The sequence below is a fragment of the Streptomyces sp. SID5464 genome, from assembly GCF_009862985.1.
Classification (GTDB): Bacteria; Actinomycetota; Actinomycetes; order Streptomycetales; family Streptomycetaceae; genus Streptomyces; species Streptomyces chartreusis_D.
In genome coordinates, this window is sequence record NZ_WWIQ01000056.1 from 49,017 (window position 1) to 69,059 (window position 20,043).

The 20,043-nt window shown below is 72.3% G+C and carries 20 protein-coding genes; 5 read left to right on the top strand and 15 right to left on the bottom strand.

Annotated features, from left to right (window positions below; all coding sequences use genetic code 11):
• Nucleotides 1-48 precede the first annotated feature (48 nt).
• Nucleotides 49-249, top strand: a complete 201-nt coding sequence (locus GTY47_RS27475) for a DUF1918 domain-containing protein (RefSeq protein ID WP_010045242.1) — start codon at nt 49-51, stop codon at nt 247-249.
• 1 nt (nt 250) lies between these two features.
• On the opposite strand, the gene GTY47_RS27480 is transcribed toward GTY47_RS27475, so the two are convergent.
• Nucleotides 251-1,489 carry a family 10 glycosylhydrolase gene (locus GTY47_RS27480; protein WP_040903899.1) on the bottom strand — a complete coding sequence of 413 codons (1,239 nt, stop codon included), beginning with the start codon at nt 1,487-1,489 and terminating at the stop codon, nt 251-253.
• 181 nt (nt 1,490-1,670) lie between these two features.
• Here GTY47_RS27480 and GTY47_RS27485 point away from each other — a divergent pair, with 181 nt between their 5' ends.
• Nucleotides 1,671-2,546, top strand: a complete 876-nt coding sequence (locus tag GTY47_RS27485; protein ID WP_029181543.1) for a 3-hydroxybutyryl-CoA dehydrogenase — start codon at nt 1,671-1,673, stop codon at nt 2,544-2,546.
• A 22-nt stretch (nt 2,547-2,568) separates the two neighbouring features.
• Here GTY47_RS27485 and GTY47_RS27490 read toward each other — a convergent pair whose 3' ends face one another.
• On the bottom strand, nt 2,569-2,799 hold the full coding sequence (locus tag GTY47_RS27490; protein WP_010045248.1) for a hypothetical protein: 231 nt from the start codon (nt 2,797-2,799) through the stop codon (nt 2,569-2,571).
• Nucleotides 2,800-3,018: 219 nt separating this feature from the next.
• Between GTY47_RS27490 and GTY47_RS27495 the strand changes: the two genes are divergently transcribed.
• Nucleotides 3,019-3,276: a hypothetical protein gene (locus GTY47_RS27495; protein WP_010045250.1), complete on the top strand. Its 258-nt coding sequence runs from the start codon at nt 3,019-3,021 to the stop codon at nt 3,274-3,276.
• A gap of 2 nt (nt 3,277-3,278) precedes the next feature.
• Here GTY47_RS27495 and GTY47_RS27500 read toward each other — a convergent pair whose 3' ends face one another.
• From GTY47_RS27500 to infC, 10 genes are all read right to left on the bottom strand, one after another.
• Entirely contained in the window at nt 3,279-3,824 is a 546-nt protein-coding gene (locus GTY47_RS27500) for an NUDIX hydrolase (RefSeq protein WP_010045251.1), read from the bottom strand.
• 106 nt (nt 3,825-3,930) lie between these two features.
• The gene (locus GTY47_RS27505; protein WP_010045253.1) at nt 3,931-5,271 is read right to left on the bottom strand and encodes a hypothetical protein; all 1,341 of its coding nucleotides are present in this window, start codon (nt 5,269-5,271) and stop codon (nt 3,931-3,933) included.
• A gap of 259 nt (nt 5,272-5,530) precedes the next feature.
• A complete protein-coding gene (locus GTY47_RS27510) occupies nt 5,531-6,562 on the bottom strand; it encodes a PP2C family protein-serine/threonine phosphatase (protein ID WP_010045255.1) in 1,032 nt (343 codons plus the stop codon).
• Nucleotides 6,563-6,695: 133 nt separating this feature from the next.
• On the bottom strand, nt 6,696-9,209 hold the full coding sequence (gene pheT, locus GTY47_RS27515) for a phenylalanine--tRNA ligase subunit beta (protein WP_010045258.1): 2,514 nt from the start codon (nt 9,207-9,209) through the stop codon (nt 6,696-6,698).
• Nucleotides 9,209-10,336 (bottom strand): phenylalanine--tRNA ligase subunit alpha, encoded by a 1,128-nt coding sequence (gene pheS / locus GTY47_RS27520; protein ID WP_010045259.1) that lies wholly within the window; start codon nt 10,334-10,336, stop codon nt 9,209-9,211. Before pheS ends, pheT begins: the two co-directional genes overlap by 1 nt.
• Nucleotides 10,337-10,465: 129 nt before the next feature.
• Nucleotides 10,466-11,608: an ATP-binding protein gene (locus GTY47_RS27525; RefSeq protein ID WP_010045260.1), complete on the bottom strand. Its 1,143-nt coding sequence runs from the start codon at nt 11,606-11,608 to the stop codon at nt 10,466-10,468.
• Between the two features lie 53 nt (nt 11,609-11,661).
• A complete protein-coding gene (locus GTY47_RS27530) occupies nt 11,662-12,522 on the bottom strand; it encodes an RNA methyltransferase (protein ID WP_010045261.1) in 861 nt (286 codons plus the stop codon).
• Between the two features lie 91 nt (nt 12,523-12,613).
• Nucleotides 12,614-12,997 carry a 50S ribosomal protein L20 gene (gene rplT / locus GTY47_RS27535; protein ID WP_010045263.1) on the bottom strand — a complete coding sequence of 128 codons (384 nt, stop codon included), beginning with the start codon at nt 12,995-12,997 and terminating at the stop codon, nt 12,614-12,616.
• Between the two features lie 95 nt (nt 12,998-13,092).
• Complete coding sequence (rpmI, locus tag GTY47_RS27540) at nt 13,093-13,287, bottom strand: 50S ribosomal protein L35 (protein ID WP_003989075.1); 195 nt, start codon at nt 13,285-13,287, stop codon at nt 13,093-13,095.
• Nucleotides 13,288-13,393: 106 nt separating this feature from the next.
• The gene (infC, locus tag GTY47_RS27545) at nt 13,394-14,032 is read right to left on the bottom strand and encodes a translation initiation factor IF-3 (protein WP_107118544.1); all 639 of its coding nucleotides are present in this window, start codon (nt 14,030-14,032) and stop codon (nt 13,394-13,396) included.
• 396 nt (nt 14,033-14,428) lie between these two features.
• Here infC and GTY47_RS27550 point away from each other — a divergent pair, with 396 nt between their 5' ends.
• A complete protein-coding gene (locus GTY47_RS27550) occupies nt 14,429-14,785 on the top strand; it encodes a DUF1844 domain-containing protein (RefSeq protein WP_010045269.1) in 357 nt (118 codons plus the stop codon).
• Between the two features lie 181 nt (nt 14,786-14,966).
• Here the strand turns inward: GTY47_RS27550 and GTY47_RS27555 are convergent, their stop codons facing one another.
• The 3 genes from GTY47_RS27555 to GTY47_RS41265 are packed head-to-tail and all read right to left on the bottom strand — an operon-like array spanning nt 14,967 to nt 17,751.
• The gene (locus tag GTY47_RS27555) at nt 14,967-15,695 is read right to left on the bottom strand and encodes an SseB family protein (protein WP_010045271.1); all 729 of its coding nucleotides are present in this window, start codon (nt 15,693-15,695) and stop codon (nt 14,967-14,969) included.
• A 44-nt stretch (nt 15,696-15,739) separates the two neighbouring features.
• Nucleotides 15,740-16,942, bottom strand: coding sequence for a type VII secretion-associated serine protease mycosin (gene mycP, locus GTY47_RS27560; protein WP_010045273.1), 1,203 nt, complete (start codon nt 16,940-16,942; stop codon nt 15,740-15,742).
• A complete protein-coding gene (locus GTY47_RS41265; RefSeq protein ID WP_010045276.1) occupies nt 16,939-17,751 on the bottom strand; it encodes a hypothetical protein in 813 nt (270 codons plus the stop codon). The genes mycP and GTY47_RS41265 overlap by 4 nt, the downstream gene beginning before the upstream one ends.
• Nucleotides 17,752-18,831: 1,080 nt before the next feature.
• On the opposite strand from GTY47_RS41265, the gene GTY47_RS27570 reads away from it, so the two are divergent.
• Entirely contained in the window at nt 18,832-20,034 is a 1,203-nt protein-coding gene (locus GTY47_RS27570; RefSeq protein WP_010045278.1) for an amino acid deaminase/aldolase, read from the top strand.
• Nucleotides 20,035-20,043 lie beyond the last annotated feature (9 nt).

Sequence of the window (20,043 nt, forward strand, 5' to 3'; positions counted from 1 at the left end):
ACTCGGAGGCCACGGACCGCTGCTCCGCACATCGTGAGGAGGCCCCAGATGCGCGCAACCGTGGGCGACCAGCTTGTCCAGCACGGCAGGGTGGTCGGTCAGCACGACAAGGTCGGCGAAATCGTCGAAGTGCTGGGCCAGGAGGGCAACCCCCCGTACCGCGTCCGGTTCGAGGACGGGCACGAGGGCGTGTGCTCGCCGGGACCCGACACCGAGATCCGGCACCGGGAGACCACCACCGGGCCGTGATTCAGCGCGGCGGCGGCGCCGGCTGCCCGTAGTGGTCGGCGACCACCCTCGCCATCGCCCCGATCCGATCGGTCGCCACGTCCTTGGCGGCGAAGAAGACGTGCCCGCGCACCTGCGCGTGATCCCTGGCCAGCGTCAGGTGCCGGGACAGCTCGGCCGGGTCCTGCCAGGCCGCGGGCTGCGCCGGGTCACCGGCCTTGTACAGCGCCTCCCCCACATACAGCCGCGTCGAGCTGCCGCGCGCGACCTCCGCCCACCAGGGCACCAGCTTCGCGTAGTCGGCGGCGGGCAAGCCGATGTTCCAGTACAGCTGCGGGACGATGTAGTCGATCCAGCTCTCGCGCACCCACTTGCGCGTGTCCGCGTGCAGGTCGTCGTAGGTCTGCACGCCTGCCCGGGTGTCCGAGCCGAGCGGGTCGGTGGCGGCGTTGCGCCACACTCCGAAGGGGCTGACGCCGAACGGGGTGCCGGGCCGGACCTGCTTGACGCGCTCCGCCGTCTCCCGCACCAGCTCGTCGATGTTGTCCCGCCGCCACGCCGCCCGGTCCGGGAAGCCGGCGCCGTACTCCTCGTAGGCCGCGTCGTCGTCGAAGCTCTGGCCCGCCACGGGGTAGGGGTAGAAGTAGTCGTCGAAATGGACACCGTCCACGGCGTACTTGTGCACCGCGTCGAGCATCGCGGTCTGCACGAAGGCCCGGACCTCGGGCAGCCCGGGGTTGTAGTAGAGCTTCCCGCCGTACGTCACCACCCAGTCCGGGTTCCTGCGGGCGGGGTGGTCGGCGGCCAGCCGGGTCGGGTCGGCGTGGGTGGCGACCCGGTAGGGGTTGAACCAGGCGTGCAGCTTCAGGCCACGGGCATGGGCCTCCTCGACCGCCGTCCCCAGCGGGTCCCAGCCGGGGTCCTTGCCCTGGGTGCCGGTGAGGTACTGTGACCACGGCTCGTACGGTGAGGGCCACAGGGCGTCCGCCGTGGGCCGGACCTGGAAGATCACGGTGTTGAGCCGGTTGCGGGCCGCCCTGTCGAGGTGGGTGATCAGCTCGGCCCGCTGCCGCGCGGCGGTCAGCCCCGGCTTCGACGGCCAGTCGCGGTTGACCACGGTGGCCAGCCAGACGCCCCGCATCCCGGAGGCCGCCCTGTCGCCGCCCCGGCCGCCCCGCTCGGGCGCGGCCGACGCCGGAGGCATCATCGTGAAAGCCGACAGCGCCGCCACCGCGAACGCCCTGCGTGACACTCGTCCCATCCGCATGCCCCAAAAAGCCGCGGATCCGCCCGGTCGCGGATCGCTCCGGGCCCAGCATGCCCGAAGCGGACGCGACCCCGGCGATCGATCATCGATACTTGGGAGTAACGTGCACGAACGGAGCAGGCACCGGCGACCCGGAGCACCTGCCCAGAAGTGGATCAGCAGCGAAAGGGACGATGTGACGGACATCCCAGCGGGAGACATTGCACGCGTCGGAGTCGTGGGCTGCGGTCAGATGGGCGCGGGGATCGCCGAGGTGTGCGCCCGGGCCGGTCTGGACGTCATGGTCGCCGAGACCACCGGCGAGGCCCTGGAGATCGGCCGGACCCGGCTGTTCAACTCCCTGGCCAAGGCAGCCGAGCGCGGCAAGATCACCGAGGAGGAGCTGGAGGCGACGCAGGACCGTCTGAGCTTCACCACGGACCTCGGCGAGTTCGCCGACCGCGACCTGGTGATCGAGGCCGTCGTCGAGAACGAGCAGGTCAAGACCGAGATTTTCCAGGTGCTCGACCAGGTCGTGACCCGGCCCGACGCCATCCTGGCCTCCAACACCTCCTCCATCCCGCTGGTGAAGCTGGCGGTGGCGACCTCGCGGCCCGACCAGGTCATCGGCATCCACTTCTTCAACCCGGCCCCGGTGCAGAAGCTCGTCGAGCTGATCCCGGCCCTCACCACGTCCGAGGGCACGCTGAGCCGGGCCCAGCTGTTCACCGAGAAGGTGCTGGGCAAGCACGCGATCCGCGCCCAGGACCGCTCCGGCTTCGTGGTCAACGCGCTGCTGATCCCGTACCTGCTCTCCGCGATCCGGATGTTCGAGACGGGCATCGCCAGCCGCGAGGACATCGACAACGGCATGGAGATGGGCTGCGCCCACCCGATGGGCCCCCTGAAGCTCTCCGACCTCATCGGCCTGGACACGGTCGCCTCGGTCGCGCAGTCGATGTACGAGGAGTACAAGGAGCCCCTGTACGCCGCTCCCCCGCTCCTGCAGCGCATGGTCGACGCGGGCCGGCTGGGCCGCAAGACGGGGTCGGGCTTCTACACGTACGACTGACCACCCGGGCCGGGCCGCCGCCTCAGCGCCGTCGCTCCTCCGGCCACGGCCGGAACCGGCGGCGTCCCCATTCGGCCGCCTGCTCGTTGAGGCGGCCGCGCAGCCAGCCCATCCAGAGGGCTAGCGGCGTGGTCACGAGAGCGAGCAGCAGCGCCGTGCCCCACCCCTGTCCTCCGGAGGAGTACCGGAACACCGCGACCAGCAGCGCGTAGAGCGCCAGCGCGTACGCCGCGTTCTTCTGCCACTTCGTCATGTCGTCCCGGGTACCCCCGAGGCCGGTTACGGACGGTCATATTTCGGCCAAGCTGAGGGCCGGGCACCAGAGTTGGTGCCCGGCCCGTGGCATTCACACACCGTGTGCGCGTCGGGCTCGCATATGCCCGTCGCACACTCTCCCCAGGCGCCCACCAGGCGAGTTGACTCCTCATGCGCATGCAAGGGATGTGCAACGACTACGGAAAGGAACGGACTCGTGACCGTCGATCCCGAGCATCCGGTCGTTCACGGAGAACTCGCAGAGTTACGGCGCCGCCTCGACGTGGCGTACGCCCGCGTCGAGGGCGGGCTGGCTCTGCTCAGCCACCGCACCGAGGAGACCGCCAAGGAACTCGACGAGCTCAACACCCGGATCAACTCACTCGAACACGCGCGCTGGCCGCTGCCCGCGGTCGCCGCCCTCACCGCCGTGGGTGCCCTCGTCGTGGCGATCTGGCAGGCACTGGGACGTTGAGTTCAGGGCAACGTGTCCTGCCCGAGCCTGAGATGGTGCAGCAGCAGTAACGCGGCCGCCATGTTGGCGGCCGGGACCTCCCCGCGGGCGACCATGTCGGGGACGAGCTTGAGGGGAACCCACTCCCGGCGGTCCGACTCGAAGTCGTCCACGGGGTGCCCCACGTACTCGCCCTCGTCGGCCCAGTACACGTGGTGCCGGGCGTCGGTGAGCCCGTTGGACGGCTCCACGCTCATGAGGTGGTGCAGGGGTCCCGGCCGCCAGCCGGTCTCCTCCTCCAGTTCCCTGGCGGCCGCGCGGGCGACGTCCTCGCCGTCCTCGACGACGCCCGCCGCCAGTTCCCACCCCCAGCTGTCGGTGATGAAGCGGTGCCGCCAGAGCAGCAGCACCTCGTTGGCCTCGTTCACGACCGTGGCCACGGCAACGGGCCGCAGCCGTATGAGGAAGTGGTCGAGGTGCCGGCCGTCCGGCAGTTCGACATCCGCGAGATTGACGCTGAACCAGCGGTTTGAGTACACACTTTGTTCGTTGTGTTTCGTCCACTGCACGGTTCTGCCACCTTCCGTCGAGTAAGTGGCAATATCGCAGTAGGGACGTACTGACAGCAGGCGCACAGGAAGTCGCTCGGGATGACACGGGCGCCGTCGCCCGGGTCTACAACGGTACGCGCAGGGCCCCGTCGATGAGTTCAGCCGCCTCGGCGGTGCCGGCGCAGCCGCTGCGCACCAGGTGCTCCCGCACCGCGCGCAGCCGGTCGCGCAGCCGCTGGGACTCCATGCCGCGGGCCTGCTCGGCCATCTGCACGGCGATGGCCACGGCCTTGTCCGCGTTGCCCTGCCGCAGCTCGATCGTGCTGAGCATGGCCAGCCGGTGCACCCGGCCGCGGTCGTGCGCCGGGTTGTCGACCGCTGCCGCCGCATGCTCCCCGGCGGCGGCGATCTCCCCGAGACTCAGCAGCGCCTCCGCCACCTGGACGTTGACCAGCCCCGGCTGGACATAGCCGGTCTCGTCGGGCTCGTAGCCACGCCGGATGCGTGCCGCGGCCTGCTCGGCCCGCCGGATGCAGGACAGGGCGCTCGTGCCGTCGCCGAGATGCGCGTACGCCTTGGCCTGCATCGCGTACAGGTCGGAGGCGAGAGCGGGGGTGATGTGCTTGCCGGCGGCCCGCAGCGCGGCCTCCGCGAAGGCGACGGCCTGCCGGTACTCCCGCATGAACAGCGACTGGTTGACCAGCAGCGCGATGATGTAGGCGCCGAGTCCCCGGTCCCCGCTGGCCTTGGCGAGCCGCAGGGCCTGGTGGAAGTAACGCTGCGCGAGGCCGTGCGCGTCGGAGTCGTAGGCGCAGATCCCGGCCACGGCCACCAACCCGCCGGTCGCCCGGTGGAGTTGACGCCCCGTCTCATCGGTGTAACTGCCACGCAGCAGCGGCGCGGCCTCGGCGTTGAGGAAGCCGACGATGCGGGCCCGCGTCGCGATTCCCCCGGCCTTGCGGTACATCTGCTCGTAGTGCGTGCGGGCGGCGCGCAGCATCTCCAGGTCGCTCGGGGTGACCCGGTGTCTGCCGCCGCGGGAGACGTCCACGTCCTCGGGCGGGTTCTCCCACTCCCACACCGGCATGACGGCGGGCGTGCCGGTGAGCGCGGGCGCGCCCAGGATGTGCGGGCGCTGCTGCTGGTCGGAGCGCCACAGGGCGGTGGCCCGCTCGACGAACCCGGACAGCGAGCCGGTGTGCGGTGCGGACGGCTCGCCGGGCACGCCGAGGCCGATGTCGTCGAGGGTCACCTGCCGCTGCAACCGGGCGGCGAGCACCTCGCAGATCAGGTCGGGCACCTGGCCCCGGGGACGCTGCCCCTTCAACCACCGGGCGACGGCGGTGTGTTCGTACCTCAGGGACAGGCCACGCGCCCGTCCCGCCTGGTTGACGTGTGCGGCCAGCCCCGCGTGCGAGATCCCGGCCTCGTCCAGGATCGCGTCGAGCAGAGTGTTGGGCTGCATGGTGGGCCCCCCGGTGGCTCGGTGCGGCCAGGTTAGTGGCTCCGCCTTCACACGGGGTGTGAACGGAGTGCTCGAATCCGCGCTGTGTGCGCACTGTCGCTCAGAGTCGTCAGCCGGTTGACTGAAATGCCTCGCAAGAGGCCGGCCGGGCCGCCGGCTCCCCCTCGTACAGTGCGGCGGCCCGCTTCCGCCGTCCGCCCGGCCGCCTGCCCGACACTCCGTGGCGGGGCGGACGGCACCGCCGGCCACGCCGGGTGGTTCATCGCCGTTGGGTGAGGGGTGTGTCGTCGACTGCGGGTGCGTCGTGGCCGGTCGCGCGGTTCCCCGCGCCCCTGCGGGACGGGCATCCGCTCTTCGTGAGGATCATCAGGGCGATGTCGTCCGCGGGTGCGCCCCGGGTGTGGTCCAGGAGGGCCGTGGAAATCCTGCTCAGGATGGTCTGCGAGGAGAACGGCGCGTCCCGCACTGCCGTCCTCAGAGCATGCGGCAGCGGAAAGAAGCGGCCACGGGCATCCCTCGCGTCCTGTGCGCCGTCCGTGTGGAGGAACAGCGCGTCACCGTGCTCCAGGTACCCCAGGCCCACGGGGGGCAGCTCGGCCGGAAGCGGGAACGGCCCCAGGGGCGGATACGGATCGGCCGGGGCGAGTTGGTCGACGTCCGTGCCGCTCAGCCGGTACGGCCACGGATGTCCGCAGTTCAGGGCGGTCAACTCCCCGTCGGCACGGATCTCCACGAGCAGCAGGGTCACGAACTCCTCGGCGGCGCCGGCCGGATGCTCCTGGCGCAGGTGCCGTGCCAGGGCGCGTTCCAGCCGGTGCAGTACCCCGCCGAGGTCCTTCTCGTCGTGCGCGGCCTCACGGAAGCAGCCGAGCACGGCGGCGACCGTCCCGAACGCCCCGATCCCGTGCCCGCGTACGTCACCCATCAGGGCCCGTACGCCGTGCTCGGTGGCGACGACCTCGTACAGGTCACCGCCGATGGCCGCCCCGCGCTCGGCCGGCAACTGGGCGGCGGCGATGTCCAGCCCCTCGACAGACGAGGGCAGCGGCCTCAGCAGCGCGCTCTGCGCGGCACCCGCGACACGGCGCAACTGCCGCAGCTCACGCATCAGCATCTGCCGCACGTGCAGGATCAGCCCGGTACCGACGGTGAAGAACACGGCACTGGTCACGATCCGCGCTTCGAGGCCGGTCTCCTGGGCGAGCGGACAGGCCAACTTGTACGTGACGGCCGCCGCGCCCCAAACCGTCGGCAGACCGAGGCTTCGCACCCGACCCCTGATGCGGATCATGCCGATGGCCCCCCAATAGGCCCCTGACACACAGAATCGGACCGGCCCAAAAACAGACCGGTCCGATTCTGTCGACAGCACACCTGGAAGGGCAGGCTTACCTACCTTTACCACTCAAACGAGTGAGGCGGCGCTAGCTCCGCAGCTCGGCCCCGACACGCTCACCCGCAAGGGCAACCGCCGCGTCCCGAGCCGCCGACGCCTCATCCACGGTCAGCGTCCGATCAGCCGCCCGGAACCGCAGGGCGTACGCCAGCGACTTCCGGCCCTCGCCCAGCTGCTCCGCGTTCTCGTACACGTCGAACAGCCGGATCGACTCCAGCAGCTCCCCGGCACCCTCGCGCAAGGCCTCCTCGACCTCCGCCGCCGGAACCACCGCGTCGACGACGAGGGCGACATCCTGCGTGGCCACGGGGAACGTGGAGATGCGCGGCGCCTTCACCATGGCGTCACCCGCCGACTCCACCGCGTCCAGGTCGATCTCCATCGCACAGGTTCGCTCCGGCAGGCCCAGCGCCTTCACCACGCGCGGGTGCAACTCCCCCGCGTGGCCCACCACCCGCTCGGCACCGTCCACGGTGATCGCCAGCTCGGCACACCGCCCGGGGTGCCAGGGCCCGTACTGCCCCTTGCGGACCAGCAGCTCGGCGCCCGCCTCACGGGCGACGGAGCGCGCCGCCTCCACCGCGTCGGCCCAGTCGGCCGGACGGCCCTTGCCCCACCAGCCGGCCTGTTCCCGCGCACCGGCGAGGACGACGGCGGCGTGCCGAGGCTGCTCGGGCAGTGCCGCGTTCAGCTCGGCGAGCTCCTCGTCGGTCGGGCGGCGGTCGACGGGCAGCACGGCGGCGATCCGCTGCTCCTCGCGCGGCCGGAAGACCAGACCGGTCTCGAACAGCGCGAGGTCGTGCGAGCCCCGTCCGTCGTTGCGCCGCAGAGCGGTGAGCAGGCCCGGCAGCAGCGTCGTGCGCAGCGCGGGCTCCTCGTCGCTCAGCGGGTTGCTGAGCTTCACGACGCGGCGGGCCGGGTCGTCCGCCTCGAGGCCCAGCTGGTCGAAGACGTGCTCGCCGATGAACGGGTAGTTCAGCGCCTCGACGTACCCGGCACCGGCCAGGGCCCGGCCGACGCGGCGGTGCAGCCGCTGCCGGCTGGTCAGACCGAGACCGGCCGGCGGCTTGGGCAGCGTGGAGGGCAGGTTCTCGTAGCCCTCCAGCCGGATGACCTCTTCGGCGAGGTCGTTCGGGTCGGTGAGGTCGGGCCGCCAGGACGGCACGGTGACGATCAGCTCGTCCTGCCCGTACACGTCACAGCCGATCTCCTGGAGCCGCCGTACGACGGTCTCGCGGCCGTACGCGACGCCCGCGACCTTGTCCGGGTGGTCGGCGGGGATCGTGATGGTGCGGGGCGCGGTCGGCGCGATCACCTCGGTGACGCCGGCCTCGGCGGTACCGCCCGCGAGCAGGACCAGCAGGTCCACCGTGCGCTGCGCGGCGGCAGCGGCGGCCTGCGGGTCGACGCCGCGCTCGAAGCGCCGGGACGCCTCGGAGGACAGCTTGTGCCGGCGGGCCGTGCGCGCGATCGACACCGCGTCGAAGTGCGCGGCCTCGATCACCACGTCCGCCGTGGCGTTCTCCACGTCGTCGTGGTCGGCGATCTCCGTGTTGGCGCCGCCCATGACGCCGGCGAGCCCGATGGGGCCCCGGTCGTCGGTGATCACCAGGTCCTCGGCGTCCAGCGTGCGCTCGACGCCGTCGAGGGTGGTGAGCTTCTCGCCCGGCTCGGCCCGTCGCACGCCGATCGTGCCCCGGACCAGGCCGCGGTCGTAGGCGTGCAGCGGCTGGCCGAGCTCCATCATCACGTAGTTGGTGACGTCGACGGCGAGCGAGATCGGGCGCATGCCGACCTTCTGCAGCCGGCGCTGGAGCCAGATCGGCGAGCGGGCCTCGGCGCTCAGGCCGGTCACCGTCCGGGCCGTGAAGCGGTCGCAGCCGGTGGGGTCGGAGATCCGCACGGGGTAGCCGTACGCGTTCGGGCCGGGCACGTCGAGCAGGGCCGGGTCGCGCAGCGGCAGGCCGTAGGCGATGGCGGTCTCGCGGGCGACGCCGCGCAGCGACAGGCAGTAGCCGCGGTCGGGTGTGACGGCGATGTCGAGGACCTCGTCGACCAGCTCCAGCAGCTCGATCGCATCCCTGCCGACCTCGGTCTCCGGGGGCAGCACGATGATGCCCTTGGTGCCGTCGTCGCCCATGTTCAGCTCGTCGCTGGAGCAGATCATGCCGCGGGACATCTTGCCGTAGGTCTTGCGCTCGGCGATCTGGAAGTCACCGGGCAGGACGGCGCCGGGCAGGGCCACGACGACCTTGTCGCCGACGGCGAAGTTGCGGGCGCCGCAGACGATCTCCTGGGGCTCGCCGGTGCCGTTGGCCTGGCCGACGTCGACGGTGCAGAAGCGGATCGGCTTCTTGAACTCCGTCAGCTCCTCGATCGTCGCCACCTGGCCCACGACCAGCGGGCCCTTGAGGTCGGCGCCGAGCTGCTCGACGGTCTCGACCTCCAGACCGGCCGAAATGAGCTTGGCCTGGACGTCGCGGCCGGTCTCGGTGGCCGGCAGGTCGACGTACTCCCGCAGCCAAGAAAGCGGGACCCGCATCAGATCTCCATCCCGAACGGCCGGGTGAACCGGACGTCACCCTCGACCATGTCTCGCATGTCCTCGACGTTGTGGCGGAACATCAGCATCCGCTCGATGCCGAACCCGAAGGCGAATCCGCTGTACTTCTCCGGGTCGACGCCGCAGGCCGTGAGCACCCGCGGGTTGACCATGCCGCAGCCGCCGAGCTCGATCCAGCCCTCGGACGAGCAGGTGCGGCAGGGGCGGTCGGGGTTGCCGATCGACTCGCCCTTGCAGACGTAGCAGAGCATGTCCATCTCGGCGCTCGGCTCGGTGAAGGGGAAGTAGTTCGGCCGCAGCCGGGTCTTCATGTCCGCGCCGAACAGGGACTGGACCATGTGGTCGAGAGTGCCCTTGAGGTCGGCCATCGTCAGGCCCTCGTCCACCGCGAGCAGCTCGATCTGGTGGAAGACGGGCGTGTGCGTGGCGTCCAGCTCGTCGGTGCGGAACACCCGGCCGGGGCAGACGATGTAGACCGGCAGCTCACGGTCGAGCAGGGCGCGGGCCTGCACCGGGGAGGTGTGGGTGCGCAGGACGACGCCGGACCCGGACTCGTCGGTGCCCTCGGGGCCCTGCACGAAGAAGGTGTCCTGCATCTGCCGGGCCGGGTGGTCGGGCAGGAAGTTGAGGGCGTCGAAGTTGAACCACTCCGCCTCGGCCTCCGGCCCCTCGGCGATCTCGTAGCCCATGGCCACGAAGACGTCCGCGACCCGCTCCATCATCGTGGTGAGCGGGTGCCGGGCGCCGGCCGGCACGCGGTCGTAGGGCAGCGTGACGTCCACCGCCTCCTCGACCAGCACGCGGGCGTCCCGCTCGGCCTCGAGTTCGGCCTGGCGGGCGGCGAGGCCCTTGTTCACGGCGCCGCGGGCCTGCCCGACGCGCTTGCCGGCGTCGGCCTTGGCGTGCGGGGGCAGGGCGCCGATCTCGCGGTTGGCGAGGGCCAGCGGAGAGGCGGGGCCGGTGTGGGCGACCTTGGCCTCGTGGAGCGCGTCGAGGGAGTCCGCGGCGGCGAAGGCGGCGAGCGCCTCGTCCCGCATGCGCTCGATCTCTTCCGGTTTCAACGCCTCGACCTCTACAGGGTCGTACGACTTATTCGGTGCCGACATCTCTTCCCGTGCTTCCGATTGGCTGGCTGAAGGTCCCCGTCACCGACTCCGACGGCCGTCTGCGGGACACAAAGGTGCCAATGGCCGAGTCTAACGGGGTGGAGGTGTACGAATGCGCCCGCGGGCTGCTCAAGCGAGATAGGCCGGAGCGCTCACGGGCAACGTAAATCGGAACTCGGCGCCGGCGCCGGGGGCGCGGCCGACCGTGATGGTGCCGCCGTGGGCTTCGACGATGCCCTTGACGATGTAGAGCCCGAGGCCCGTGCCGCCGCGCTTGCTGCCCCGCCAGAAGCGGGTGAAGACGCGGTTCATGGACTCCTCCGGGATGCCGGGCCCCTCGTCGCTCACCGTGACCGACGTGCCGATGTCCTCGCCCTCACGGGGGGACGCCGTGGCCGTGACGTCGATCGTGACAGTTCCCTCGCCGTGCCGCACGGCGTTTTCCAGGAGGTTGCTGAGCACCTGGTCGATCTTGTCGGGGTCGGCCCACAGGTCGGGCAGCGGCTGCTGGACACGCAGCAGGAACCGGTCGGCGGGCTGTCCGGCGGCGACGTAGGCCTGGATGTGCCGTCCGACGGCGGCGCCGATGTCGACGGGCTGGCGCCGCACCTCCAGCCGGCCGGAGTCGATCCGGGAGATGTCGAGCAGCTCGGCGATGAGCCGGGTGACCCGGTCGGCGTCGGCGTCGACGGTCTCCAGCATCAGCCGCTTCTGGTCGTCGGTGAAGCGTTCCCACTTGGCGAGCAGGGTGGCGGTGAAGCCCTTGACGGAGGTGAGCGGGGAGCGCAGTTCGTGGGCGACGGTGGCGATCAGCTCGGCGTGGCTGCGCTCAGTGCGGCGCCGGGCCTCGGTGTCGCGCAGGGTGACGACGAGCCGCCGGACGGGACCGGTGGGCCGGGTGCGGACGTAGCGCGCGGAGACCAGCACCTCACGGCCGCCGGGGAGGAGGAGGTTGCGTTCGGGCTGTCCGACCCGGATCGCGAGGCCGCCGTACGGGTCGGTCAGCTGCCACCAGCGTCGCCCCTCCAGATCCTCTAATGGCAGGGCCTTCTCCAGTCGCTGCCCGAGCGCGTCCCGGGCGCGGACGGCGGTGATGCGCTCGGCGGCGGCGTTGAAGCAGACGACCCGGCCCTGCTCGTCGGCGACGACGAGGCCGTCGGGCAGCATGTCGGGATCGATGCCGAGGTCGGCGAGATCACCGGGTGGCCGGGACGCGGCGGGCGGGCTCCCGGCGTCCTGGGCCCCCGGTGCGCTGCTCGTGCCGACGCTCATCCCCGTACCCCACCTCCAAGCTCCACAGAGGGGTCCCTGAGCTGGTCACCCTACTAGTTCCCGGTGACGGAGCGGCACCCTCCGGCGGCGCGCTGTGCACGCGCCGACGCATAGAGACATACGGCGGCCGCGGTGGCGAGGTTCAGGCTCTCGGCCTTCCCGTGGATCGGGACGCGCACGACGGCGTCCGTGAGCGCGCGGGTCTCCTCCGGCAGGCCCCAGGCCTCGTTCCCGAAGACCCAGGCGGTCGGCCCGCCCATGGTGCCCTTGTCGAGCTCGTCGTCGAGGTCGCGGTCGCCGGCCCCGTCGGCGGCGAGGATCCGGACACCGGCGGCCCGCAGCCCTTCGACCGCCTGCTCCACGGGGACGCCGACGGCGACGGGCAGGTGGAACAGGGAGCCGACGGAGGCACGGACGGCCTTGGGGTTGTACACGTCGACGGAGGCGTCGGTCAGGACGACGGCCTCGGCACCTGCGGCGTCCGCGCAGCGCAGCACGGTCCCGGCGTTGCCCGGGTCACGGACGTTGGCCAGGAGGGCGACGAGCCGGGGACGCGCCGCGAGGACCTCCTCGAAGGGCGTGTCCAGGAACCGGCAGACGCCGACGAGGCCCTGCGGCGTGACGGTGGTGGAGATGTCGGCGATGACCTGCTCGGCGGCGAGGTGCACCCGGGCGCCGGCGTCCCGGGCCGCCCCGATGATGTCGGCGTACCGCTCGGCGGCCTCCAGCGTGGCGAACAGCTCCACGAGCGTGGCCGCGCCCCGGGCCCGGTGCCCGGCCGCTTCCCGCACCGCCTGCGGCCCCTCCGCGAGGAACAGCCGCTCCTTCCCCCGGAAGTTCCGCTTCGCCAGCCGCCGCGCGGCGGAGACGCGGGGGGAACGCGGGGAGATGAGCTCGGGGGTGGCGGGGGGCATTCCGTTCGCTTTCTCAGTAGCTGGCTGCACAGCAGGACCCGCAGGCCTCTTGGCCTGCGGGTCCTTCCGTCACTTCGGCTCGGAGCCGGCGTCAGGCCGCCTTGGGGGCGTTGACGTCGCTCGGCAGCGCCTTCTGGGCGACCTCGACGAGCGCGGCGAAGGCGCCGGCGTCGTTGACGGCCAGCTCGGCCAGGATCTTGCGGTCGACCTCGATGTTCGCGGCCTTCAGACCCTGGATGAAGCGGTTGTAGGTCATGCCGTTGGCGCGGGCAGCGGCGTTGATGCGCTGGATCCACAGCTGGCGGAAGTCACCCTTGCGCTTCTTGCGGTCGTTGTAGTTGTAGACCAGCGAGTGGGTGACCTGCTCCTTGGCCTTGCGGTACAGGCGCGAACGCTGACCGCGGTAGCCGGAGGCCTGCTCGAGGATCGCCCGGCGCTTCTTGTGGGCGTTCACTGCCCGCTTGACGCGTGCCACTTTTTAACTCCTTGTAGCGGGGCCGCGGTGGTCCGCACACGGCCCGAAATCGATTGGGTCCCGGTCCTGACGTACGGCGCTTGCGCGCCGGAGCGTCACTTGCCGAGAAGCTTCTTGATCTTCTTGGCGTCGCCCGGGGCCATCTCGGCGTTGCCGGTGAGGCGACGCGTCACACGGGACGACTTGTGCTCGAGCAGGTGGCGCTTGCCGGCGCGCTCACGGAGCACCTTGCCGGAGCCGGTGACCTTGAAGCGCTTGCTGGACCCGCTGTGCGACTTGTTCTTCGGCATAGCGCCGTTCTCTCCTCGTCGGTGGCGCTCCGATGCCCGGTCGCGAAACCGGGCACGGTGGAGCGTCGTCTTGTTTCGGTTGGTCCTGGGACTCGCGTCCCGGGAGTCACGCCTCGGCGGGCTCCTCAGCCGGCGCCTCGGCTTCCGCGGCGTTCTGCGAGCGGCCGGGGTTGGCCTTCGCCTCCGCCTTGCGGGCCTCCTGCGCCTGGCGAGCCTCGGCCATCGCCTCGGTCTTCTTCTTGTGCGGACCGAGGACCATGATCATGTTTCGGCCGTCCTGCTTCGGGTTCGACTCCACGAAACCGAGGTCCTGGACGTCCTCCGCGAGCCGCTGGAGCAGTCGGTAGCCCAGCTCGGGCCGGGACTGCTCGCGACCACGGAACATGATCGTGATCTTGACCTTGTCGCCCTGCTTGAGGAACCGGACGACGTGACCCTTCTTGGTGTCATAGTCGTGCGGGTCGATCTTCGGCCGGAGCTTCATCTCCTTGATGACCGTGTGCGCCTGGTTCTTGCGCGCCTCACGGGCCTTCATGGCCGACTCGTACTTGAACTTCCCGTAGTCCATGAGCTTGCACACGGGCGGACGGGCGTTCGCCGCGACCTCGACCAGGTCCAGGTCGTACTCCTGCGCAAGCTCCAGTGCCTTGGCCAGGGGGACGATGCCCACCTGCTCGCCACTGGGACCGACAAGTCGCACCTCGGGAACGCGAATCCGGTCGTTGATGCGGGGCTCGGCGCTGATGGATCCTCCTCGGTAGCACCACGCGACGGTCTGGCGGACGGCCGCGTAACGTCTCTGTTCGATAGACCTAACCGCGCCGAAGCACAAAAAATGCCCCGGACGATTCCCAGGCGGGGCTCCTCGAACTACCGGAGCACCGCCGCGGGGAGCCGCGGGGCGCGATTTCGGACGGATCGCCGCCGCTGGGGCGGGACCGCCTGACCGGTGACCCGCCGCCCTGGGGGCGGTCAGGTGGGAGTTCGAAAGCCTCCACTTGTGGGTCGGGCTCGCTGGCCGCGAGGCATGCGGGTCCGACCGGTCGTTACACGAGATTACCAGCAATGGCCAGGAACAGCGAATCGTGGCGCCCCGGGGCCTGGTACGGCCCACGCCCGGCCTGCGCCTATCGTGTGGGGCATGAGTGAGACCCCTCCTGAGTCCCCCGACTTCGACGCCATGGCCCGCGACATCGCCGAGGTCCCGGCGGTCGAGGTGATCGTGACGGTCGCCGTCAACCTGATGAGCGCCGCCGCGGTGAAGCTCGGTCTGACCGAGGAGGGCGACCAGCACAAGGACCTGGACGAGGCCCGCAAGCTGGTGCACGCGCTGGCCGGGCTGCTGGACGCGTCCGCCACCGAGATCAGCTCGTTCCACGCGGCGCCCCTGCGCGACGGCCTGAAGTCGCTCCAGCTGGCCTTCCGCGAGGCGTCACTCGTCCCGGACGAGCCGGGCAAGGGCCCGGGCGAGAAGTACACGGGCGCGGTCTACGGCTAGGACGTGTCCGCAAAGTCCCGCCTGCATCGCGACGCCCGGCACGCACTCTCGCCGCACCGGGCGAACACCCGTGTACAACCAGTACGCGGGCGTCCGCCCGGCACGCCGAGAGCACGCACCGGACGCCGCGAGGCCCGCCCTCCGGGCGGACGACGGGACTTTGCGGACACGCCCTAGAGCTTCACCGGACGAACAGGGGCTCGCCGGGTGGCGTCGCCTCGGCCGGCAGCAGTGCCAGGTCGAGGCCGCGCACCAGGCGGGCCCTCAGTGTCTCGTCGGCGGCGAGCCGCCGGGCGACCGCCCGGGCTGCTTCGGCGGGGGCGGCGGCCGGGTCCAGGACCAGGGCGAGGGTGCCGTCGGCCTGGCCCGGGCCGAGGTGGGCGCGCAGCACGGCCGGCTCGGCGGACACGGCGTCGCGCACGGCCTCCACGACGGCCGGGTCGGCGAGCGGGTCGGTCGTCGTACGGCCCTCCGCGAGGGCGAGCAGGGCCGGGCCGGTCAGTTCGAAGGGCACGGGCCCGGCCAGGTCGAGCACGACCGTGTCCGCCTTCTCGTGCGCGGCGGCCTGGAGGGCCTGGTGCAGGGGTACGGCGACCGGGCGCGCCGCCGGGTCCCAGCGGGCGAGGGAGTCGGTGGAGGTGAAGGCGGGCAGGGCGGTGCGGTTCCCGGCCTTCAGGGTCGGTACGGCCATGTCGCTGGTCTTCTCGCGGCGCAGTCCCCGCTCGTCCTCCTCGACCTCGCCGAGCACGGCCACGACCGGGACGAGCAGCCGGGCGCCCTTGAGGGCGTCGAGGACCGGGCCCACGGCACTGCGATCTTCCGACCAGGCGGTGAGAGCCGCGCTCAGCCGGGGGTCGGCGGAGCCGTCGTCGTCGGAGAAGCCGGGGTCGGGGATGTTCTTGTTCGCCACGGTCGTCGAGCCTATCGGCCGGCGGCCGGGCCACCGGCGGCAGCTCAGAAGTCCTGGCGGCTCGTGCGGCGGCCGCGCCACAGGACGACCGCCGCGACCAGCAGGACGCCGCCGGCACTGCCCGCGAGGGGGGCGGCCCAGTCGGCGGTGTCGTCGCCGGAGCCGGTGGCGTCGGGGCCGCTGCCGAAGTACTTCGCGCCGTACGCCGCCGAGCGGAGGCCCTGCGGTTCGAGCCGGTCGGCGGCCTTGATGGCGGCGGCCGGGTCGACGAAGCCGAAGCCGCGGGAGTCGTCGCGGCCCCCGGCGGGGGCGTTGCGGGCGGTGTCCTCCAGGAGCGACTTGATCTGGGCCGGGGTCAGATCGGGGTGGGCGGCCTTGACCAGGGCGGCGGCGCCGGAGACGAAGGCGGCGGCGGCGCTGGTGCCCCAGCCCTCGTAGTACTTGTGGTCGGGGTCGGCGATGACGACGTCGACGCCGGGGGCGCTGACGGTGGCGTACCAGCGGCGGGTGGAGAACGGGGCGCGGGTTCCGGCGCGGTCCACGGCGGTGGCGGCGATGACGCCCGGGTAGGCGGCCGGGTAGGAGATGCGGTCGCCCTTCTCGCCGCCGTTGCCGGCGGAGGCGACGACGACCACGCCCTTCTTCAGGGCGTACTGGATGGCCTGGTCCTCGGCGGGTTCCGGATGCGCGGAGGCGGAGTCGTCGCCGAGGGAGAGGTTGATGACGTCGGCGCCGTGGTCGGCGGCCCAGCGGATGCCGTCGGCGAGGGCGTTGCCGCGGGTGCTGCGGGCCTTGGCGCGGGAGGGGTCGCCGTCCTCCAGGATCACGCGGACGGGGAGGATCTTCGCCTCGGGGGCGATGCCGAGGACGCCGTCGGCGTTGCCCGGGCCGTGTCCGTGCCCGGCGATGATCCCGGCCATGGCGGTGCCGTGGCGGGCCCAGGCGCGGTCGCCGGGTTCGGCTCCGAATCCGACCAGGTCCTTGCCGGTGAGGACGTTGCCGATCAGGTCGGGGTGGTCGGCCTCGACGCCGGTGTCCAGGACGGCGACGGTGACGCCCTCGCCCTTGGTGGTCCGCCAGGCCTCCTGGGTGTGCATCGCCTCCAGGGCCCACTGCTGGGCGCGGATGCCGTCGGCGTGGGCGGTGGTGGCGGGCAGGAGGACGAGGCCGGCGGCGAGCAGGACGCTCAGCGCCGCGGACCGGCCGGCCCCGGCGGCTCGGCCGGCCGGTTTCCTGGTGGCTTTCACGACGGCTGCTCCGTGGCCGGACGGACGTTCTTGCGCAGGCCGCGTTCGACGCGGTCGGCGAGGCCCTGTGCCTCGTTGCCGAGGCCGGCCTGGGCGGGGGCGGTGGTGGCGCCGGCCTGCATGGCGTCCCCGGCGGGCTGCGGGTCGTCGACGGTACGGCCGTCGGCCCAGCCGGAGACGGCGTAGACGACGACCGGGGCCTCGGTCAGCACGGAGACGGTCCAGGCGGCGCGCTGCTTCGCGCCGAAGTGGGCGGCGGGCGTGTCCTTCGCGGCGTACGGCAGGGGCATCAGATCGCTGCGGCGGTCCAGGCGCTCCTTGCGGAAACGGTTCGCGAGGGAGGTCATGCCCGGGGCGTCGGCCTTCGTGAAGAGCAGGCCGACGGTGGTCACGTAGCTCTCGGTGGCGTCGGTGTAGGTGGCGCGCAGGAGCCGCTCGCAGCCGACGGGGGCGAGGGCCTTGCGCAGCAGGGGGTCGAAGGCGTCCTCGCAGCCGCTGTCCGGGGCGACGGCTATCCGGGTCCAGGTGCGGTCGGCTCCGCCGGGGCCGGCTCCCTGGCCCTGCACGGTGGGCGGGAACAACTGGTCGACGGGAACGCTGTGCCAGAGGCTGCCGGCCGCGGCGAAGGTGCTGCGCGAGCCCTCCCGACCGGAGTCCCCGACGAGCCAGCTCCCGGTGACCGCGCCCGAGATGAGCCCCAGCCCGAGCACGAGACAGACGGCGGCAGCGGCGGTCTGGGACGCCCCGCGCCGCCCGAGCGGCCGGGGCCGTCCGTCGCCGTCGTACCCCTCGGGCTCCCCGAAGGACACGGCGGGGCGTGTGCCGGAAGGAGTGTGGCCGGGGGCCGGAGGGGCGCTCCAGGAGAGGGACGGGTCGGGGGAGACGTCGGTGGGCCGGTGTGCGGGTGCGGAGGGAATGCGGATGCCACGCCCGGCCGTGGCGTCGGCAGTGACCTGTGGCTCCCGCGCGGGGCGTGGCGGAACGCCCGGCCCCGCGGAACCGGGGCGGCCGAAGGATTCAGCAGGCCCGGAGGACGGGCGCGCGGCTGGCTCGGCGGGTGCCGGGTCGGCGGGGACCGGTCGCAATCGTGCGGTCGTCTCCGAGGAGCCTTCGGCAGGGGCGCCGGTACGGCGTGACGTGGGGGCCTGCCCCGGCCGGCCGGACGAGCCCTGCGTGGGGAGGTGGCGCAGTCGCGGAGGGGCGTCGGGTGGGGTGGACGGCCTGTTCGACTCGGATCGCGTCACGCGGCCGGCGCCGGACTGCGTGTCCGGGAACCGGTCGGAGGCGCGGGGCGGGGGCGGGGCGGCGGGCTCGGTACGCCCGGGTGCGGTGGACTCGGCACGCCGGGCCATGGTGTCGCCGAAGCTCGGGAAACGGGGGCCGCCGTTCGTGCCGTCGGTCTGACCGGAGGCCGCGCCACCGCCCCGAGCGGTCGTTTCCTGCCAGGCGGCAGCGGACCCTGACGTGTCGGTGTCCCGCTCCGGCGACGGACGCCGCGCACCCGGGGCCGGGCCGGAAGGTGCCGCCTGGGCGTCCTCGGCCGGGGCCGGTGGGTGTGCGGGGCGTGGCGGGGTGCTGGGGCGCGGGGGAAAAGAGGCACGCTGTGCTTCCGTGCTCATGCACCCCCCGTTTCCTCGTACCCGGGCCGCTGCGCACTGCGCGGGCCGGTGTCCTCCTGCCCGAGGCCCGGCACTGAGTCGTCCCGGGCACACATACCCGTACGGATGGAGCGTCATCCCGGCACGGAAGTCCGGCCGGCGCCGCTCCGCCGTACGTGCGCGTCACTCTACGGCTTGTTCCTGGGCGAACGGGAACCAGTCCACGAGCCCGGGGCATCTGCCCGGAACGTCCCCCTACCCTGCGGTAATCCTGTCTGGCAGGCTGCGTTCATGACTGCGCGCGCCTCCGACCGGGCCCGTTACGACCGGGCCACCGCCCATCTCGACGCCCCTCTCGCGATCGTGGACCTGGACGCCTTCGACGCCAACGCCGCGGATCTGGCCCGTCGCGCCGGGGGCAAGCCCGTGCGGGTGGCCAGCAAGTCCGTGCGATGCCGGGCGCTGCTGGAACGCGTCCTGGCCCGGGACGGTTTCGCGGGGATCATGTCGTTCACCCTCGCCGAGTCGCTGTGGCTGGCGCGCTCGGGGTTCGACGACGTGCTGCTCGCCTACCCGTCCGCCGACCGGGCCGGGTACGGCGAACTCGCCGGTGATCCCAAGCTCGCCGCCGCCGTGACCGTGATGGTCGACGACGTCGCCCAGCTCGATCTCATCGATGCTTCGCGGGGCGGCGGACGTGAAGTCGTGCGGGTCTGCCTGGAGTTGGACACTTCCCTGAAGCTGCTCGGCGGGCGGGTGCGCGTCGGGGCCCGGCGTTCGCCGCTGCACTCCCCCGCCCAGGTCGCCGACCTGGCCCGGGCCGTGGCCCGCCGGCCGGGCTTCGAGGTCGTGGGGATCATGGCGTACGAGGGGCACGTCGCCGGTGTCGGGGACGCGGTCGCGGGACGGCCGCTGCGGTCCCGCGCCATCCGGCTGATGCAGGCCGCCGCCAAGCGTGAACTCGCCGAGCGGCGTGCGGAGGTGGTGCGTGCGGTGCGGGCCGTCGTGCCGGGGCTGGAGTTCGTCAACGGCGGCGGCACCGGCTCGGTGCAGCACACGGCGGCCGAGGACGCGGTGACCGAGATCGGCGCCGGGTCGGGGCTGTACGTGCCGCGGCTGTTCGACAACTACACGTCGTTCAGCGGCCGTCCGGCGGCTCTCTTCGCCCAGCCCGTCGTACGGCGGCCGGGCGTCGGGGTCGTGACGGTCCTCGGTGGCGGGTACCCCGCCTCCGGCGCGGCCGGGCCCGACCGGCTGCCCGTGCCGTATCTGCCCCAGGGGCTGCGCTACGACCCTCAGGAGGGGGCCGGTGAGGTGCAGACGCCGCTGCTCGGCTCGCCCGCCGACGACCTGCTGATCGGTGACAAGGTGTGGTTCCGGCACGCGAAGGCCGGTGAGCTGTGCGAGCGCTTCGACGTGCTGCACCTGGTGGAGGGGGACGCGGTGACGGCGACCGTGCCGACGTACCGCGGCGAGGGCCACACGTTCCTGTAGCGGCCCCGC

Coding starts and splice junctions, on each gene's coding strand:
- GTY47_RS27475 (WP_010045242.1), top strand. CDS start 49: ATGCGCGCAACCGTGGGCGACCAGCTTGTCCAGCACGGCAGGGTGGTC.
- GTY47_RS27480 (WP_040903899.1), bottom strand. CDS start 1,489: ATGGGACGAGTGTCACGCAGGGCGTTCGCGGTGGCGGCGCTGTCGGCT.
- GTY47_RS27490 (WP_010045248.1), bottom strand. CDS start 2,799: ATGACGAAGTGGCAGAAGAACGCGGCGTACGCGCTGGCGCTCTACGCG.
- GTY47_RS27505 (WP_010045253.1), bottom strand. CDS start 5,271: ATGCAGCCCAACACTCTGCTCGACGCGATCCTGGACGAGGCCGGGATC.
- GTY47_RS27510 (WP_010045255.1), bottom strand. CDS start 6,562: ATGATCCGCATCAGGGGTCGGGTGCGAAGCCTCGGTCTGCCGACGGTT.
- pheT (WP_010045258.1), bottom strand. CDS start 9,209: ATGCGGGTCCCGCTTTCTTGGCTGCGGGAGTACGTCGACCTGCCGGCC.
- pheS (WP_010045259.1), bottom strand. CDS start 10,336: ATGTCGGCACCGAATAAGTCGTACGACCCTGTAGAGGTCGAGGCGTTG.
- GTY47_RS27525 (WP_010045260.1), bottom strand. CDS start 11,608: ATGAGCGTCGGCACGAGCAGCGCACCGGGGGCCCAGGACGCCGGGAGC.
- GTY47_RS27530 (WP_010045261.1), bottom strand. CDS start 12,522: ATGCCCCCCGCCACCCCCGAGCTCATCTCCCCGCGTTCCCCCCGCGTC.
- rpmI (WP_003989075.1), bottom strand. CDS start 13,287: ATGCCGAAGAACAAGTCGCACAGCGGGTCCAGCAAGCGCTTCAAGGTC.
- GTY47_RS27550 (WP_010045269.1), top strand. CDS start 14,429: ATGAGTGAGACCCCTCCTGAGTCCCCCGACTTCGACGCCATGGCCCGC.
- GTY47_RS27570 (WP_010045278.1), top strand. CDS start 18,832: ATGACTGCGCGCGCCTCCGACCGGGCCCGTTACGACCGGGCCACCGCC.